Here is a 14,036-nt window from a genome sequence, read left to right on the forward strand (position 1 = left end):
CCGGAACATAACCGTCATACGGAATGTGATATACCAAAGACCATTGTGCGGTGCGATATAGGCTTCATTGCAGCTGCAAGAGAGGCTCCCTTCATGATCGCTCTGTTCATCCTCGGCCTCGCCGCCGTCGCCGTCGGCCCTGCTTTGGCGCTGCTCACGGACCGCCCCGAATCGGCTGAGCCGGTCTCCAACACGACCTCGGCCGGCATGTTCGTCGCCATCAACGACAACGCCCAGGCCTCCTACCGTCTGGCCGCCTGAGCCGAGGCCGATCGATCGGCACCCGTCCAGTACCGTTTCCCCCCGCCAGGCTGAGCCGAGGCGGGGTTTTTCATGCCCGGCGGGAGAGTGACCGCACGCGCCTCAACCGCCGGTCTCGCCCAGGATCCACGCCGCAGTGGCGGCATCCGCCCCGCTCGTAGCCAGGTGCAGGATGATCGGCGTCTCGTACGGGTGGCGCTGTTTCAGCGCAGTCGCGAGGTCGTCTGCGAGGCCCTCCCGGGTCTTGAGGATGGTGACGACCTCGTCGCCCCGCTCCACCGCGCCCTTCCAGGCATAGACCGACCGCATTCCCGGCAGGACGTTGACGCAGGCGGCGAGCCGCGCGCGCACCAGTTCCTCACCGATGGCGAGCGCCGTCTCGGCATCGGGAAAGGTGGTGTAGACGAGAAGCGGACGCTCCATGCTATGGGTCTCCCGGTCTGCGGCCTGTTCCGAGCGGAATGAGGCGCGCGGTCGAGCCCGGCGTCAACACGAGCGGACGATCACCCATGGCGCGGCGCTTCCAGAGGATCGCCTTCATCGCGAGCCCCACCGCCGATGCGCGCGGTGCGGCGGATACGCTGATGCGGCGCTACGACAGCGTCGCCCCCGAAGAAGCCGACGTGATCGTGGCGCTCGGCGGCGACGGGCTGATGCTGCAGGCGCTGCACCGCTTCATGCTGGCCGGCATACCGATCTACGGCATGAACCGCGGCACCGTCGGCTTCCTGATGAACGAGTACCGTGAGGACAACCTCCTCGAACGGCTGGAGAGCACCAAGCGCAGCACCATCCATCCGCTGCTCATGGAAGCCGTGGACGTGGAGGGGCGCCGGCACACGGCGCGGGCCATCAACGAAGTCTACATGCTGCGCCAGACGCACCAGACCGCCAAGCTCAAGATCTCGGTGGACGGACATGTGCGCCTGCCCGAGCTCATCGCCGACGGTGTGCTCTGCGCGACGCCCGCCGGCTCCACCGCCTACAACCTCTCGGTGGGCGGTCCGATCCTGCCCCTGAATTCTCGGCTTCTGGCGCTGACACCGATCTCGGCCTTTCGCCCCCGGCGCTGGCACGGAGCCCTGCTACCGGATCACGCCCGCATCCATGTGGAAGTGCTCGACGCGGCGCATCGCCCGGTGGCGGCGGTAGCTGACCACACCGAGTTCCGCCGGGTCTGCACCGTGGAGACATGGCTCGACCTCAAGACCGACCTCACCCTCCTCCACGATCCCGGCCACAGCCTGGACGAGCGGATTCTTCGCGAACAGTTCGGCTGATACGCTGGCGGCATATACAGGAACGCCCGCAAGAGCTCGGGGACGGGACACGGCCTTTCCTGCCGCGATCGGTGCGTCTCGCGTGAGCGTACCTGTCACGACCAGCACCTTTTCCAGTCGTCTCAAGTGTTAGCGCTCATCTCATCAGCCGCGAGAATAAACTCTCGCAAATACCTGCATCACATACGTTTTCTCGTTCATGCCGATCGGTTCGGATCCGCCCGCTTCGCCCGGTAGGCGCCAATCGTACTGCCCACCGAGGCCGTCATGATGCAGGCGATGGCCGCTCCCTGCAGGGGCGTGAGACGCTCCCCGAGGATGAGGTAACCGGCGAGCGCGCCGCAGACCGGCTCGAGACTGAGCAGGATGCCGAAGGTCTGGCGCGGCAGGCCCCGCAGCGCCACCATCTCCAGGGAATACGGGATCGCGCTCGACAGGATCGCCACGGCGAGGCCGGCCACGACGATGGAGGGCGAGAGCAGCGCCGTGCCCGCGCCGGCAATGCCGAAGGGCAGGATGACCAGGGCCGCCACGCTCATGCCGAGGGCGACCGCCTGCCCGCCGGGCAGGTGCCCCGCCCTTTGGCCGACGAGGATGTAGATCGCCCAGCACAGGGCGGCGCCCAGCGCAAAGGCGACGCCGAGGGGATCGAGGCCGGCGCTCGCCCGCTCCAGGGGCAGCAACAGGCACAGGCCGAGCAGAGCGAGCGCCACCCAGACCAGATCGACGGCGCGCCGCGACGAGGCCACCGCCACCGTGAGAGGCCCGACGAACTCGATGGCGATGGCGAGCCCCAGCGGGATCGTCCGCAGGGAGAGGTAGAACAGCAGGTTCATGCAGCCGAGCACGAACCCGTAGAGCACCACCACACCGGCATCGCGACGGCTGAGCGACCGGCGCCAGGGCCGCCATACGGCGAGCAGCAGCACCGCCGCCAGGGTGACGCGGTAGGCCGAGGTGCCCTCCGCGCCGATGACCGGGAACAGCTGTTTGGCGAAGGAGGTGCCGATCACGAGGGAGAGGATCGAGCCCACCAGGGCAGCCACGGGGGCGAGGCCGGAAAGAAGGGCTCTGGTGTCGGTGCCTGTCATGCCGCCCTCATAGCCGGATGAGGGCGAAGGAGCGACGGCCGGCGGAGGCCGGTCGCACCCCGTCAGGTCAGGCTGCCAGACGCATTCGGTCGCGGTCGGCGCGGTAGCTGGCGATCAGGGCGCCGGGGATCGCATCCAGGATCGCATCGGCTTCGTGGGTCGGCGATACGCCGATTTCGATCCGCACGGGGTCGGGTACGATGTCGAATTCCGGCTGGGACACGACGATGGAGGGCACGTCGATCGTCACGAGGTCGTGGCCAGTCAGATCGATCGGCGCGGCGGTGAGCGGGCGGACCTGCGCCCTCGCCTCGCGCACACTCGCCCTGAGCCCGTCGGACAAGGCGTCGAGCACGGATTCCATCGCCTGCCCCTGCTCGATGGTGACGGCGTCGATGCGGACGGGCTGGAGAACCAGCGGTGTGGGTTGGGCCGGCCGGGGAGAGACGAGCTGCTGCGCCAGGCGCCATTCGGCGTCGAGGATCTGCATCCGTGTCCGGGTCTCCCGGCTCTCCTTCTCCTCCATGGCCTTGGCGGTGACGCGGGCCTCCTCGCGGGCGGCCTCGGCCTCGTAGCGAGCCAGAAGCGCGACGACGCTCTGCGCCTCCGCAAGCGGCATGGTCTCGCAGGCGGTGAGCGCGCGCTCGATCATCCGGCGCGACAGGGTGGCATTGCCGGGCTTGGCTTGGCTGGTTTTGGCTTGGCTGGTTTTGGCTTGGCCCGGCTCGGCCTGGAGACCGGCCTCGCGCCAGGCCGAGAGCGCGGCGACGAAGGCGGGCAGCAGGACGGGCGGCAATCCGGCGCGGCGGTGGAGGGCCGCGAAGCCCGAGGCGGAGGGGTCGTGCATCAGCCCAGCCACGCGGTCGGCCTTCAGGCCGGTGAGATCGGACAGCGCCGCCTCCGCGAAGGCCATGCGGCCCGACAGGATCGCCCGCAGGATCAGGCCGGCATTGAGCTGTCCCCGGATGCGGAGATGGCTCACGAGGCGCGCGAGATCCGCCCCGTCGGCACCGGCGCTCACCTCCAGGGTGCTGCGCTCCAGGGCCTCGCGGCTCGCCCGCTCCCCGCGCGCCGGGGTGAGCCAGCCCGAGGCGATGGCGAAGGCCGAGAGCGATGCCGCCACACGGGCGGTGACGGCCTGCCGCACTTCGAGGGGCAGGTCGGCCCGTAGCGTCAGGGCGTTCCGGAGGCCGGCATCGTCGCCGTGCCGCTCCACCATGCGCAGCAGACTGCCGGTGGTGATGCGGGCGCTGCGGTTGCGCACCAGGGTGGTGAGCGAAGGGACGCCGCCGATCTCGGCCATGGCGCCGGCCACCGCGTGGGAGAGGCCGAGCCGGCCGGCGATGGCGGTGCGGGTGGTCTCGCAGCCGACGGCGATGCCGTCCACGAGATCCGCATCGGTCAGGACGGAGGAGCGCCGTAGCACAAGGGCGGCGATGTCGGGATGGTCGCCCGCCAAAGCCACGACCAGCGACCGGGGCGCGGTGGCGCAACCGGCGCAGGCTTGCGCCAGGGCTCGACGCACGGCGAGGGCCGGGTCGTCGAGAAGCGCCAGGATCGCCGATTGCGCGTCGCGCGCCGCCCCGGCATCGAGCCCGCCATAGAGATAGGCCCGGGTCAGTGCCGCCGCGGCCTCCGCGCGACGGTCGATGGAAGCGTCACGGGTCCAGGACAGGAATTGGCGGATGATCATTGACCGCTCCGGGTCGCGAAGAGTGAAAGATCGAGAGGTTTGGAGGCGAAGTGTCCGGCCGACGGGGCGGCAGTGAATTCGGCGGGCCGGCGCGGGGGCAGCGGTGCGCCGACGAGGGCGGTGGCTGTGGCGGCGGTGGGCGAGGCCGTCGCCGCGACCTTCGCCGGCTCCGCGGGGATTGCGGCCGTCACGGAGGCCGTCTCTCCCGTCCCGTCCGAGCGCGGGAAATAGGTCGGCGCGCTGCGCGTCGGCTCCGGCGACGGTGACGTGGCCCTGCCCTGCCAGAGGCGGGCGACCCCCTCGGACATCGCCCCCTGGCGCTTGTCGGTCTGGAACAGGGCCCGCAATCCGCCGCCATCGATGGCCGCATAGGCGGAGACGGGATCGGTGGTGGAGGCCGGCTCGGCTGCGGCACCCGTCAGGGCCGTGGGGGCGGGCCGCGACGCGGATTGGCTGGCGGAGAGGAGCGCGTAGAGTTCGGCGGCGCCGCGAGGGCGGCCGGTCTTGTCGTAGAACAGGCTCCTGTTGGCGGCGGCCGCCTCCGGCATGTCGAGGGCGGCGGCGCGCGCCGGACTCGCCTGGGCGGTGCCGATCAGCGTCGCCGCCCCCCGTGCGCCGAGAACATGGGCGGCGTAGAGATCGCCGCCGGTCGGCTCGCGCCCGAGGGCGGCGGTGAGCGCCTCGCCGTTGCGCTGGGTCAGGGCGCCCGCCATGGTGGCGGCCACCGCAGGGTCACGGCGCAGATCCAGGATGGTCTGGCGAGTGGTGGCGTCCTCGACCGCATAGGTGCCGTTGGGCCGGGCGGTGATGGCGTCGGCATAGGCCGAGAGGCCGAGCTTTGGCCCCGCATTCTTCATCGTCCCGAGCCAGGTCTGTTCGATGAATTGGAACAGCCCGGTGGCCGAGGACGTGGCGGCCTTGGCCGACGGGTCGAGGGAGGATTCGCGCTTGGCCGTGGCGAGAAGGTAGTCGAATTCGGTGCCGGTGCTGCGCGCGCCGCTGCGGATCGCATCGACCACGCCCGCCGAAGCCGATCCGGCGGCCGTTCCCGTGGTCGCCCCGTTCCGCGTGCCCGCGTCCCGGCCGAGGCCGGTCTCGCGAGTGCTGGCGGGGGGCGTCGTGAAGAGGAACATGACCGTCCGGCTGCAGGCGGACCTGACGATGTCGGCCTAAGCCTTAATCTGTTCCGGTTATGGTAAATAAAGGTTAAAGGAACCGCCACTCGCGCCGTCCCGAACCTGTATAAGTTTCAGGACGATACGGGTTCCGCCAACCCGCGCCGCCCCCGGCGCAGGGCCACCAGCATCGCGAGGCCGGCAGCGGCCATGGCAGCCCCGGCGAGGGGGACGGCCGGATAGCCGAGGCCCGCATCGATCACGCCTCCGCCGAGGGCGGCACCGATGGCGTTGCCGAGGTTGAATGCGCCGACATTCATGGCCGAGGCGAGGTTGGGCGCGTCCTGTGCCCTCTCCATCACCCGCATCTGCAGCGGCGGCACCAGGGCGAAGCTGGCGACGCCCCAGAGGAAGATCAGGATGGCGGCCGGGATCTCCCAGCGCATGCCCCAGGCGAAAAGGACCAACACTGCCACCAAGCCGGCCAGGGAGGCCACGAGTGTGCCGTCCACCGAGCGGTCGGCAAAGCGCCCGCCGGCCCAGTTGCCCACGGTGAGGCCGATTCCGTAGAGCACCAGCATCGCCGTCACGAACGGCGTCGCGGCTCCCGTCTCGATCCGCAGGATCGGCACGATGTAGGTGAACACCGTGAACATCGCGCTCGCCCCCAGCACGGTGAGGGCGAGGGCGGCAAGCACCGGCCCCCGCATCAGGACGCGGAGTTCGGCCCGCATGTCGCCACCGGCCTCGGCCTCGAGGGGCGGCAAAGCCAGGCGCAGCGACAGCATGGCCACGGCCCCCACCGCGGCGATACCCCAGAAAGCCGCGCGCCAGCCCAGCATCTCCCCGACCCAGGCCGCCAGCGGCACGCCGCCGATGGTGGCGATGGTGAGCCCCGAGAACATCGCGGCGACGGCAGCGGCGCGGCGCTCGGGCGGCACGATGCCCGCCGCCACCACCGCCCCGACCCCGAAGAACGCGCCATGGTTCAGGGACGTGACGAGGCGGGCGACGATCAACATCGTATAGCTGTCGGCCACCGCCGAGAGGAGGTTGCCGAGAGTGAAGATGCCCATCAATCCGACGAGCAGGCGGCGGCGCTGCATCCGGGCGAAGGCCAGCGTCATCAACGGTGCGCCGATGAGCACGCCCATCGCATAAGCGCTGACGACGAGACCCGCCGCCGGGATCGAGACCTGCAGGTCGTTCGCGATCAGCGGCAGCATGCCCATCGGCGTGAACTCGGTGACGCCGATGCCGAAGGCACCGGCCGACAGCGCCAGCAGGGGAAGGTTGAGTCTCATGATTCGTGCTTTCCGTCTGTTCCGGAACAGCACATGGCGGATACCGCTTCTCCCTGGTAGTATCGCGCTGGGATCAACATCCGTGCGCCGGAGGCATCAATGCTGCGCGACAAGGTCGACCGGGCCGGAGACATGGCGGTCTTCCTCGCCGTGGCTCAGGAGGGCAGCCTGTCGGCGGCCGCGCGCCGGTTCGGCCTTACCCCCTCGGCCGTGAGCCGGGTGGTGGCACGCATCGAATCCCGGCTCGGCGTCCGGCTCCTCGTGCGTACCACGCGCTCCCTGCACCTCACCGCCGAGGGCGAGACCTATGCCCGGGCGGCGCGACGGATCCTCGCCGATCTCGACGAGACCGAAGCGCAGATCGCCGACCAGGGCTGCCCGCGCGGCCGGGTCCGCGTCAGCGCTTCGATGGCCCATGGCAGGCGTGTGGTGGTTCCCCTCATCGGCGATTTCGTCGCCCGCCATCCGGGGATCGTGGTGGAGATCGACCTCAGCGACGAGGTCGCGGACGTGATCGGCGGGCGGGCCGATCTGGCGATCCGGTTTGGGCCGCTGGCGGACAGCCCCCTTACCGCCCGGCGCCTCGGCGAGACCGGGCGCATGGTCGTGGCCTCACCCGCCTATCTCGCCCGCGCCGGCACGCCACGGGTTCCGGGAGATCTAGCCGGCCATAATTGCCTCGACTTCAACTTCCGCCGGATCGAGCCGGGCTGGCCGTTCCGCGAAGACGGGCGCGACCACCTCCTGGCGGTGCGCGGCAACATCGCGGCGAATAACGGCGAGACCCTGGTGCAACTCGCCCTGCAGGGCATCGGCGTCACCCGTGTCGGCACCTTCCATATCTCGGAGGATCTCGCGGCGGGCCGCCTCGTGCCGCTTCTGGAGGCGTACAATCCCCAGGACCGCGAGGCGATCCATGCGGTGTTCGTCGGCGGGCCGGCCATGCCCGCCCGCATCCGGGTCCTGGTGGATTTCCTCGCCGAGCGCATGGGCCGTAGCCAGGGACCGGTTTCATGAAGGTGATCGGCAGCGATCGGACGTCCCGCGCCGGAATACGGGAGAGGCCGTCATGCGCGCATTCCTGATCGTCCCTGGGGATTCAGGGGCCATCGCGACGGCGATAGCGAGCGGCGCGCATGCGCTGATCATAGACATGACAGGTCTCTCGTCGCCGGTCCCCTTCCCCGAGCGGGAGCAGGGCGGGCCATCGATCTACCTGCGTTCATGCGACTTGGAACGCGATCTCTCGGCGATGATGGCCATGGCGCCGCACGGCATCCTGCTGTCCCGCTGCGAAGGCGCCCGGGATGTCATGCGCCTCGGTGCGCGGCTCGCCGTCGAGGAGGCGATACATGGGTTGGCCGACGGGTCCACGCAGATCCTCCCTCTCATCGAGACGGCACGAGGCGCCCTGGCCTCGCACACCCTCGCGGATGCGAGTGGGCGTCTCGCCGGCATCGCCTGGGACGCCGAGGCCATCAGGGCCGAGATCGGGGCGCTCACCACCCGTGATCGCGGCGGCGCGCTGAGACCGCCCCTCGCTCAGGTCCGCTCCCTCATTCGCCTCGCCGCCGCCGCAGCGAGGGTCGCCGCGATCGACGCGGCATGCCCGCCGGGGGGCGACTTCGCAGACGAGGTCGATGCTGCGTGGAGCGATGGATTCGAAGCGAAGCTCGTTCTCGAACCGGATCAGGCCGGATTCGTCACCGCTTTCGGCGGTCGCGCCCCGGCACCGTCCACGGAGAGATGACGGTGCCGGCAAGAAGGCGCTTCATCGTTCAGGCGCGTCGGGGCCAGCCTATTCGGCGGCTTCGCCGTCCTCATCCGCCGGCAGGGTCCGAGCGGTCGGATCACGCTGCGCGTCGGGCGAGACGAGGTCGTGGCTGACGGGGACCGCCGTTACGTCGGGGGTGGAGCGTGAGCCCGTATCCGCCAGCATCATCGAAGCGCCCACCGAGATCAGACCGGCGAGGGAGCGGATGTCGTCCGGCTGGCGCGGGCTCCGGGAGATGACTTCGGCCTCGCGCTGAAGGCGCAAGTTGCAAGCCTTGCTGGGCAGCCCGCCATCCGGCGTGCAGGCGTCGTGCCGGGCACAGGCCGCATCGAGGGCGTCGATGGGCGGGAGTGGGGCATTGTTGCCGGGCCCGCAGTAATTGCCATGGATCAGCATGGTCGGCGGCCGGGTCGTCGTTTGCGCCAGAGCCGGCGTCGCGAGAGTAGCGGCCAGCAGAAGCGGTGCGGTGAACTTGAGGAACATGATATGACTACCTGTGCGAGCGCCCCCTCAGGCGTTTCGCGGAAAGGAGTCGCCGAACGACGGCTCGGCCCATTAAGGCTTTGCCCCTCATCTTGGTTCCCACTTTGACACGAAGCAGACCCCGGCCACTCTCGTCATGGCTCAGCTTGCGCCGTTGGTGGGAGACTGGCCGAACCGAGGCTACTGACCTGCTCCGGGCGGACGCTTCAACTCGAAACGCGCTTCGTCGGTAACGCTGAAATAATCGAAATATCCTCCCCGCATGAGAGGATGCATGGCGCCGGTATCGACCCGGCCGTCCTTGATGAAGGCATCGTCGACATAGATCGACACAACCTGCCCGATCACCAGGAAGTGGTTGGCTTCGCTGCCGTCGAGAGGTGTCAGGGGCACGGTCTGGAGCCATCGGCATTCCAAGGCGGCGGGGGACTCGGCGACCCGTGGCGGACGCACCTTGCGCGATGGCACCGGAGTCAGCCCGGCCGCCACGAACTCGCTGTCGCCCCGGGCGAGGGGGGCCGAGGTGGCATTCATAGCGTCGCGCAGCCCGTAGGTAGCGAAGTTGCAGACGAACTCCCCGCCCTCCTCCGCGAAGGTCATCGCGTCCTTGCGGCCGAAGGACGAGAACATCACCATGTCGGGGCCGGTGGCGACGGCGTTGAAGTAGGAATAGGGGGAGAGGTTGACGTGGCCCTGCTTGTTCATCGCGCTGATCCAGCCGATGGGGCGGGGGGCGACCAGGGCCTTCAGCGGGTTGTGCGGCAGGGTGCGGTTCTCGGAATCGTAATGCATGGCGCGGCTCAGATCCGGGTGACAATGTCGGCCAGGGCCGGTCTCGGGCGATCGCCCGGAACCTCGCGGGCACGGCCGAGATGGATGAAGCCCGCGAGTTTCTCGCGCGGATCGAGGCCAAGGACGTCGAGAATGCGGCGGTCATAGGCGAACCACTCGGTCAGCCAGGCAGTGGCGAAGCCCGCGGCATTGGCCGCGACGACGAGGTTCATGCACACGGCACCGGCCGACAGCACCTGCTCCCATTCCGGGATCTTCACATGGGGGGCGGCGCTGGAGACGACCGCGACCACGAGGGGGGCATGGGCGAGGCGGTGGCGCTCCAGATCAAGGCGCTTCGGATCGGCCTCCGGGTGGTCCGCCGCATAGGCGTCCGCGATGGTCTCACCCACGCGCAGGCGGGCATCGCCCTCGATCACCAGGAAGCGCCAGGGGCTGAGCTTGCCGTGGTCCGGTACGCGGGACGCGATGGTGAGAATCGCATCGAGCTCCTCGGTGTTCGGACCCGGGCCCTCGAGATTGACCGGCGGAACCGAACGGCGGACGCGAAGGAGGTCGATCGTGTCGTTCCGCGGAATGTCGGATATGGTGTCCATGGAACCTGTTCGGGGCGAATGAGGAACGTGGGGGCACCGCCGGGCGGCTGGTCTGAGGCGAGCCGCTTCGGCGATCGATAGGAAGCTTCGGCCTTGGAGCCGCCACGGTCCGGATACAAAGCGGGATGTCGCATTCGGCACGGTGACGGTCGACAAGCGAAAACATGCCGTGCGGTCCGCAGCTTGGCAATCGCCGACATGCATGGCCGCCCCGTGCATGGTGGCCCCGTGAAGGAGATAGCGGATGGGACCGGTAATGCGCGCGCTCGCGGTGACGGGAGCCATGGCGATGGCGGCGTTTCCGGCGCAGGCGCAGGAGCGCGACCCGTTCGGCGGTCGCAACGGTCCGGCCCTGCCCTCCCCCTCGATCACGGGACCGCAATTGCCGAGCCCACCTGTCGAGGGCGAGGCACCGCTCGCCCTCACCGCCCTGTTCGCGGGCAGCAACCAGCCTGTACGGTCCGGCCTCGCCTGGCGCATCTACGAGGACCGGTCCGACGGGGTGCGGCCGAACATCGTCGCGCGGTCCGAGGCGGCGGATCCGAGCTTCACCCTGGCACCCGGCACCTACGTCGCCACCGTCACCTACGGCTTCGCCAGCGCCTCGAAGCGCATCACCATGGCGGGCGCGGCACTCAGCGACCGCCTGACGATCACCGCGGGGGCGCTCAAGCTCTCTGGTGCCATCGGCGACATGAAGATCGCCCCCGCCGAACTCGCCTTCTCGGTCTTCGTGCCCATCGGCACCAATTCGGAAGGGCGCCTCGTGCGCAGCGGCGTGAAGGCGGGCGAGTTGATCCGCCTGCCGGAGGGGACCTACCACGTGGTCTCGAACTATGGGGAATCGAACGCGATCCAGCGCGCCGACCTCAAGGTGGAGAACGGCAAGGTCACCGACGCCACCCTCAACCACCGGGCCGCCACGGTGACCCTCAAGCTCGTGGCCGCGCCCGGGGCAGAGGCCTTCGCCGGCACCGCCTTCAGCGTCCTGACGCCGGGCGGCGACACGATCCGCGAGGCGATCGGCGCCTTCCCGCAGGTGACCCTGGCCGAGGGGGACTACGTCCTCATCGCCCGCCATGACGGGCAGGTCTACACCCGCGAGTTCAAGGTCGAGAGCGGGATGGACCGCGATATCGAAGTGGTGGCGAAGGCGTCATGATCCGGACCGTCTGCGTGTCCGTCGTCCTTCTCGCCGCCGTGCCCGCCACGGCGCAGACCATCACCGACGGATCCGACGCGACCGTGGGAGCGGAGGTCGCCGCCGCTACGACGGCGCTGCTGGGCAAGGGGCTCAAGAGCCCGGCCGAGGCACGCTATTCCCGGCTGCGACCGGGCAAGGCGGGCGCCGTCTGCGGCGAGGTCGACGTGACCAACCGGATGGGCGTCCATGTCGGCCCGCGCCCCTTCGTCGCCGATACCGGATCGGGATTTGCCGGCATTCTCCCCGACGCGGCGGAAATCCGGCACCCGTCCAGCATGGCGCAGTATCAGGGTTTCCAGCGCATTCTGGCGCTGCTCGCCGCGAATTGCGAGGGATGACTTTTTCTCGGCTCCCTCCTGCGGCCTCATCCCGAATCGACCGGATGGGACTGAGGGGGCCTCAGCCTCCGAGAACCGCGAAGCCGGCCCCCGAGGCGGCTGTCAGCACGACGACGATCCAAGGCGGGGCCGCGCCGATCGTCAGGAGCAGGAACGCGCCGGCGGCGAGGGCGAAATCGCGCGGGCCGAGGACGGCGCCTGTCCAGAGCGGATCGTAGAGGGCAGCGGCGAGGATCCCGACCACTGCCGCGTTGGCGCCCCGCATGGCCGCCTGCGCCAAAGGCTTCGCGCGGAACGCATCCCAGAACGGCAGCGCGCCGTAGACCAGGAGCAGGCCCGGCATGAAGACCGCAACCAGGGCGATGACGGCCCCGGCCAGACCGTTGGGCTCAGGCCCGAGGGCAGCGCCGAGATAGGCCGCGACGGTGAAAAGCGGCCCCGGCACGGCCTGGGCCGCGCCGTAGCCGGCCAGGAACGCGTCCGGGCCGATCCAGCCGGTCTCGACCAGAGCCGTGCGCAGGAGCGGCAGCACCACATGGCCTCCGCCGAAGACGAGGGCGCCCGCGCGGTAGAACGCATCGAACATGGCGAGCCCCTGCGAGGCCAGAACTTCGGCCAGGAGCGAAGGTAGAACGAGGAACAGGCCGAACAGGAGGAGGGCCACCGTGCCGGCCCGGCGCGAGACCGGGAAGCGGAGCGGCTGGCCCGGCACTCCGGCCGCCTGCCGGCACAGGACGAGGCCGGCCATGGCTCCCGCCGCGATGGCAACGACCTGCCCCGCCGATCCAGCGAGTGCCGTGACGAGGCAGAGGGCGGAAAAGGCGATGGACGCGCGGGTGACATCGGGCGCGAGGCTGCGGCCCATGCCCCAGACCGCCTGCGCCACCACCGCCACGGCGACGAGCTTCAGCCCGTGGACGAGGCCCGATCCGACCGGGCCGCCGAGGGCACCGGCGCCATAGGCGAAGGCCACGAGAAGGAGCGCCGAGGGCAGGGTGAAGGCGGTCCAGGCCGCCAACCCACCGGCCAATCCCCCTCCCCGCATCAGGCCGAGGGAAAACCCGACCTGGCTCGATGCCGGGCCGGGCAGGAACTGACACAGGGCCACGAGATCCGCATAGGCCGCCTCGTCGAGCCAGCGCCGACGGTGCACGAACTCCTCGCGAAAGTAGCCGAGATGGGCGATCGGGCCGCCAAAGGCGGTAAGCCCGAGCTTGAGGAAGGCGAGGAAGACTTCCCGCACGGAACCCTCGCGGGCGAAAAGGGGTGTCGTCACGTGGGAGGACCTCGAGGGGACGGGGGCGGGCTCGCTCCCGCGACGTCTTCCTATCTGAATTCCTCATCCTGAGGTGCCGCGAAGCCGCCTCGAAGAAGGGCTCCGGCCTGACTGGCGATCCCTGGACGCCTCCTTCGAGGGCTCCGCTGCGCTGCGCCGCCTCAGGATGAGGTCGTGGGTGGGATGGCTCCCGGAACCTATCGCAGCCCGCCGGCCTCGACGATGAAGCGGGCGACCGTGTCGGCGCCGTGCCCCTCGCGCAGGGAGGAGAACACGTAGGGCCGCGTTCCCCGCATGCGCCGGGTATCCGCCTCCATCACCCCGAGATCGGCGCCGACCATGGGAGCGAGGTCGGTCTTGTTGACGATGAGGAGATCGGACCGGGTGATGCCGGGGCCGCCCTTGCGTGGGATCTTCTCGCCGCCGGCGACATCGATGACGTAGAGGGTGAGGTCGGCGAGTTCCGGCGAGAAGGTCGCCGCGAGGTTGTCGCCGCCGGATTCGATCAGGATCAGGTCGAGCTTCGGGAAGCGTCGGCGCATCTCGGCCACCGCCGCGAGGTTGATCGAGGCGTCCTCGCGGATCGCCGTATGCGGGCAGCCGCCGGTCTCGACGCCCATGATCCGCTCCTCGGGCAAGGCGCCGGCCACGGTGAGGATACGGGCATCCTCCTTGGTGTAGATGTCGTTGGTGATGGCGCAGATCTCGAAGCGATCGCGGAAGCGCTTGCAGAGCTGTTCCATCAGGGCGGTCTTGCCGGAGCCGACAGGGCCGCCGATGCCGACGCGCAAGGGGCCGTTCGGTGAGTGGCCGTTCAGTGAGGTCATGA

The 14,036-nt window shown here is 69.7% G+C and carries 16 protein-coding genes; 6 read left to right on the forward strand and 10 right to left on the reverse strand.

Going from position 1 to position 14,036, the window contains the following annotated elements:
• Window positions 1-93 precede the first annotated feature (93 nt).
• The gene (locus IPV08_RS06215) at window positions 94-261 is read left to right on the forward strand and encodes a hypothetical protein (RefSeq protein ID WP_156467719.1); all 168 of its coding nucleotides are present in this window, start codon (window positions 94-96) and stop codon (window positions 259-261) included.
• Between the two features lie 102 nt (window positions 262-363).
• Here IPV08_RS06215 and cutA read toward each other — a convergent pair whose 3' ends face one another.
• Window positions 364-684 (reverse strand): divalent-cation tolerance protein CutA, encoded by a 321-nt coding sequence (cutA, locus tag IPV08_RS06220; RefSeq protein WP_207411193.1) that lies wholly within the window; start codon window positions 682-684, stop codon window positions 364-366.
• Window positions 685-770: 86 nt separating this feature from the next.
• Here cutA and IPV08_RS06225 point away from each other — a divergent pair, with 86 nt between their 5' ends.
• Window positions 771-1,541, forward strand: coding sequence for an NAD kinase (locus IPV08_RS06225; RefSeq protein ID WP_207411194.1), 771 nt, complete (start codon window positions 771-773; stop codon window positions 1,539-1,541).
• A 197-nt stretch (window positions 1,542-1,738) separates the two neighbouring features.
• Here the strand turns inward: IPV08_RS06225 and IPV08_RS06230 are convergent, their stop codons facing one another.
• From IPV08_RS06230 to IPV08_RS06245, 4 genes are all read right to left on the reverse strand, one after another.
• On the reverse strand, window positions 1,739-2,632 hold the full coding sequence (locus tag IPV08_RS06230) for a DMT family transporter (RefSeq protein WP_207411195.1): 894 nt from the start codon (window positions 2,630-2,632) through the stop codon (window positions 1,739-1,741).
• A gap of 67 nt (window positions 2,633-2,699) precedes the next feature.
• Complete coding sequence (locus IPV08_RS06235; protein WP_207411196.1) at window positions 2,700-4,325, reverse strand: DUF2336 domain-containing protein; 1,626 nt, start codon at window positions 4,323-4,325, stop codon at window positions 2,700-2,702.
• Entirely contained in the window at window positions 4,322-5,458 is a 1,137-nt protein-coding gene (locus IPV08_RS06240) for a lytic transglycosylase domain-containing protein (RefSeq protein ID WP_207411197.1), read from the reverse strand. Before IPV08_RS06240 ends, IPV08_RS06235 begins: the two co-directional genes overlap by 4 nt.
• Before the next feature lie 116 nt (window positions 5,459-5,574).
• The gene (locus tag IPV08_RS06245; protein WP_056425596.1) at window positions 5,575-6,744 is read right to left on the reverse strand and encodes an MFS transporter; all 1,170 of its coding nucleotides are present in this window, start codon (window positions 6,742-6,744) and stop codon (window positions 5,575-5,577) included.
• 99 nt (window positions 6,745-6,843) lie between these two features.
• Here IPV08_RS06245 and IPV08_RS06250 point away from each other — a divergent pair, with 99 nt between their 5' ends.
• The gene (locus tag IPV08_RS06250) at window positions 6,844-7,761 is read left to right on the forward strand and encodes a LysR substrate-binding domain-containing protein (protein WP_207411198.1); all 918 of its coding nucleotides are present in this window, start codon (window positions 6,844-6,846) and stop codon (window positions 7,759-7,761) included.
• Between the two features lie 52 nt (window positions 7,762-7,813).
• Window positions 7,814-8,494 carry an aldolase/citrate lyase family protein gene (locus IPV08_RS06255; protein WP_207411199.1) on the forward strand — a complete coding sequence of 227 codons (681 nt, stop codon included), beginning with the start codon at window positions 7,814-7,816 and terminating at the stop codon, window positions 8,492-8,494.
• Between the two features lie 48 nt (window positions 8,495-8,542).
• Here the strand turns inward: IPV08_RS06255 and IPV08_RS06260 are convergent, their stop codons facing one another.
• The 3 genes from IPV08_RS06260 to IPV08_RS06270 all read right to left on the reverse strand — a co-directional run bounded on the left by IPV08_RS06260 (window position 8,543) and on the right by IPV08_RS06270 (window position 10,389).
• Complete coding sequence (locus tag IPV08_RS06260; RefSeq protein WP_207411200.1) at window positions 8,543-9,001, reverse strand: hypothetical protein; 459 nt, start codon at window positions 8,999-9,001, stop codon at window positions 8,543-8,545.
• A 180-nt stretch (window positions 9,002-9,181) separates the two neighbouring features.
• Window positions 9,182-9,793: a flavin reductase family protein gene (locus IPV08_RS06265; RefSeq protein ID WP_207411201.1), complete on the reverse strand. Its 612-nt coding sequence runs from the start codon at window positions 9,791-9,793 to the stop codon at window positions 9,182-9,184.
• Window positions 9,794-9,801: 8 nt separating this feature from the next.
• On the reverse strand, window positions 9,802-10,389 hold the full coding sequence (locus tag IPV08_RS06270; RefSeq protein WP_056425610.1) for a nitroreductase: 588 nt from the start codon (window positions 10,387-10,389) through the stop codon (window positions 9,802-9,804).
• A gap of 244 nt (window positions 10,390-10,633) precedes the next feature.
• Between IPV08_RS06270 and IPV08_RS06275 the strand changes: the two genes are divergently transcribed.
• A complete protein-coding gene (locus IPV08_RS06275) occupies window positions 10,634-11,551 on the forward strand; it encodes a hypothetical protein (protein ID WP_246747829.1) in 918 nt (305 codons plus the stop codon).
• Window positions 11,548-11,931 (forward strand): hypothetical protein, encoded by a 384-nt coding sequence (locus tag IPV08_RS06280; protein ID WP_056425620.1) that lies wholly within the window; start codon window positions 11,548-11,550, stop codon window positions 11,929-11,931. Before IPV08_RS06275 ends, IPV08_RS06280 begins: the two co-directional genes overlap by 4 nt.
• A 61-nt stretch (window positions 11,932-11,992) precedes the next feature.
• Here IPV08_RS06280 and chrA read toward each other — a convergent pair whose 3' ends face one another.
• Both chrA and ureG read right to left on the reverse strand, forming a co-directional pair.
• A complete protein-coding gene (chrA, locus tag IPV08_RS06285; protein WP_348646086.1) occupies window positions 11,993-13,207 on the reverse strand; it encodes a chromate efflux transporter in 1,215 nt (404 codons plus the stop codon).
• 197 nt (window positions 13,208-13,404) lie between these two features.
• The gene (gene ureG, locus IPV08_RS06290; RefSeq protein ID WP_207411202.1) at window positions 13,405-14,034 is read right to left on the reverse strand and encodes an urease accessory protein UreG; all 630 of its coding nucleotides are present in this window, start codon (window positions 14,032-14,034) and stop codon (window positions 13,405-13,407) included.
• Between the last annotated feature and the right edge of the window lie 2 nt (window positions 14,035-14,036).

Origin of the sequence: Methylobacterium sp. SD274 (assembly GCF_017355285.1) — a bacterium.
Classification (GTDB): domain Bacteria; phylum Pseudomonadota; class Alphaproteobacteria; order Rhizobiales; family Beijerinckiaceae; genus Methylobacterium.

What these genes read in the sequence shown, in the direction of transcription:
- IPV08_RS06215 (WP_156467719.1), top strand. Translation starts at nt 94, where the DNA reads ATGATCGCTCTGTTCATCCTCGGCCTCGCCGCCGTCGCCGTCGGCCCT.
- cutA (WP_207411193.1), bottom strand. Translation starts at nt 684, where the DNA reads ATGGAGCGTCCGCTTCTCGTCTACACCACCTTTCCCGATGCCGAGACG.
- IPV08_RS06225 (WP_207411194.1), top strand. Translation starts at nt 771, where the DNA reads ATGGCGCGGCGCTTCCAGAGGATCGCCTTCATCGCGAGCCCCACCGCC.
- IPV08_RS06230 (WP_207411195.1), bottom strand. Translation starts at nt 2,632, where the DNA reads ATGACAGGCACCGACACCAGAGCCCTTCTTTCCGGCCTCGCCCCCGTG.
- IPV08_RS06235 (WP_207411196.1), bottom strand. Translation starts at nt 4,325, where the DNA reads ATGATCATCCGCCAATTCCTGTCCTGGACCCGTGACGCTTCCATCGAC.
- IPV08_RS06240 (WP_207411197.1), bottom strand. Translation starts at nt 5,458, where the DNA reads ATGTTCCTCTTCACGACGCCCCCCGCCAGCACTCGCGAGACCGGCCTC.
- IPV08_RS06245 (WP_056425596.1), bottom strand. Translation starts at nt 6,744, where the DNA reads ATGAGACTCAACCTTCCCCTGCTGGCGCTGTCGGCCGGTGCCTTCGGC.
- IPV08_RS06250 (WP_207411198.1), top strand. Translation starts at nt 6,844, where the DNA reads ATGCTGCGCGACAAGGTCGACCGGGCCGGAGACATGGCGGTCTTCCTC.
- IPV08_RS06255 (WP_207411199.1), top strand. Translation starts at nt 7,814, where the DNA reads ATGCGCGCATTCCTGATCGTCCCTGGGGATTCAGGGGCCATCGCGACG.
- IPV08_RS06260 (WP_207411200.1), bottom strand. Translation starts at nt 9,001, where the DNA reads ATGTTCCTCAAGTTCACCGCACCGCTTCTGCTGGCCGCTACTCTCGCG.
- IPV08_RS06265 (WP_207411201.1), bottom strand. Translation starts at nt 9,793, where the DNA reads ATGCATTACGATTCCGAGAACCGCACCCTGCCGCACAACCCGCTGAAG.
- IPV08_RS06270 (WP_056425610.1), bottom strand. Translation starts at nt 10,389, where the DNA reads ATGGACACCATATCCGACATTCCGCGGAACGACACGATCGACCTCCTT.
- IPV08_RS06275 (WP_246747829.1), top strand. Translation starts at nt 10,634, where the DNA reads ATGGGACCGGTAATGCGCGCGCTCGCGGTGACGGGAGCCATGGCGATG.
- IPV08_RS06280 (WP_056425620.1), top strand. Translation starts at nt 11,548, where the DNA reads ATGATCCGGACCGTCTGCGTGTCCGTCGTCCTTCTCGCCGCCGTGCCC.
- ureG (WP_207411202.1), bottom strand. Translation starts at nt 14,034, where the DNA reads ATGACCTCACTGAACGGCCACTCACCGAACGGCCCCTTGCGCGTCGGC.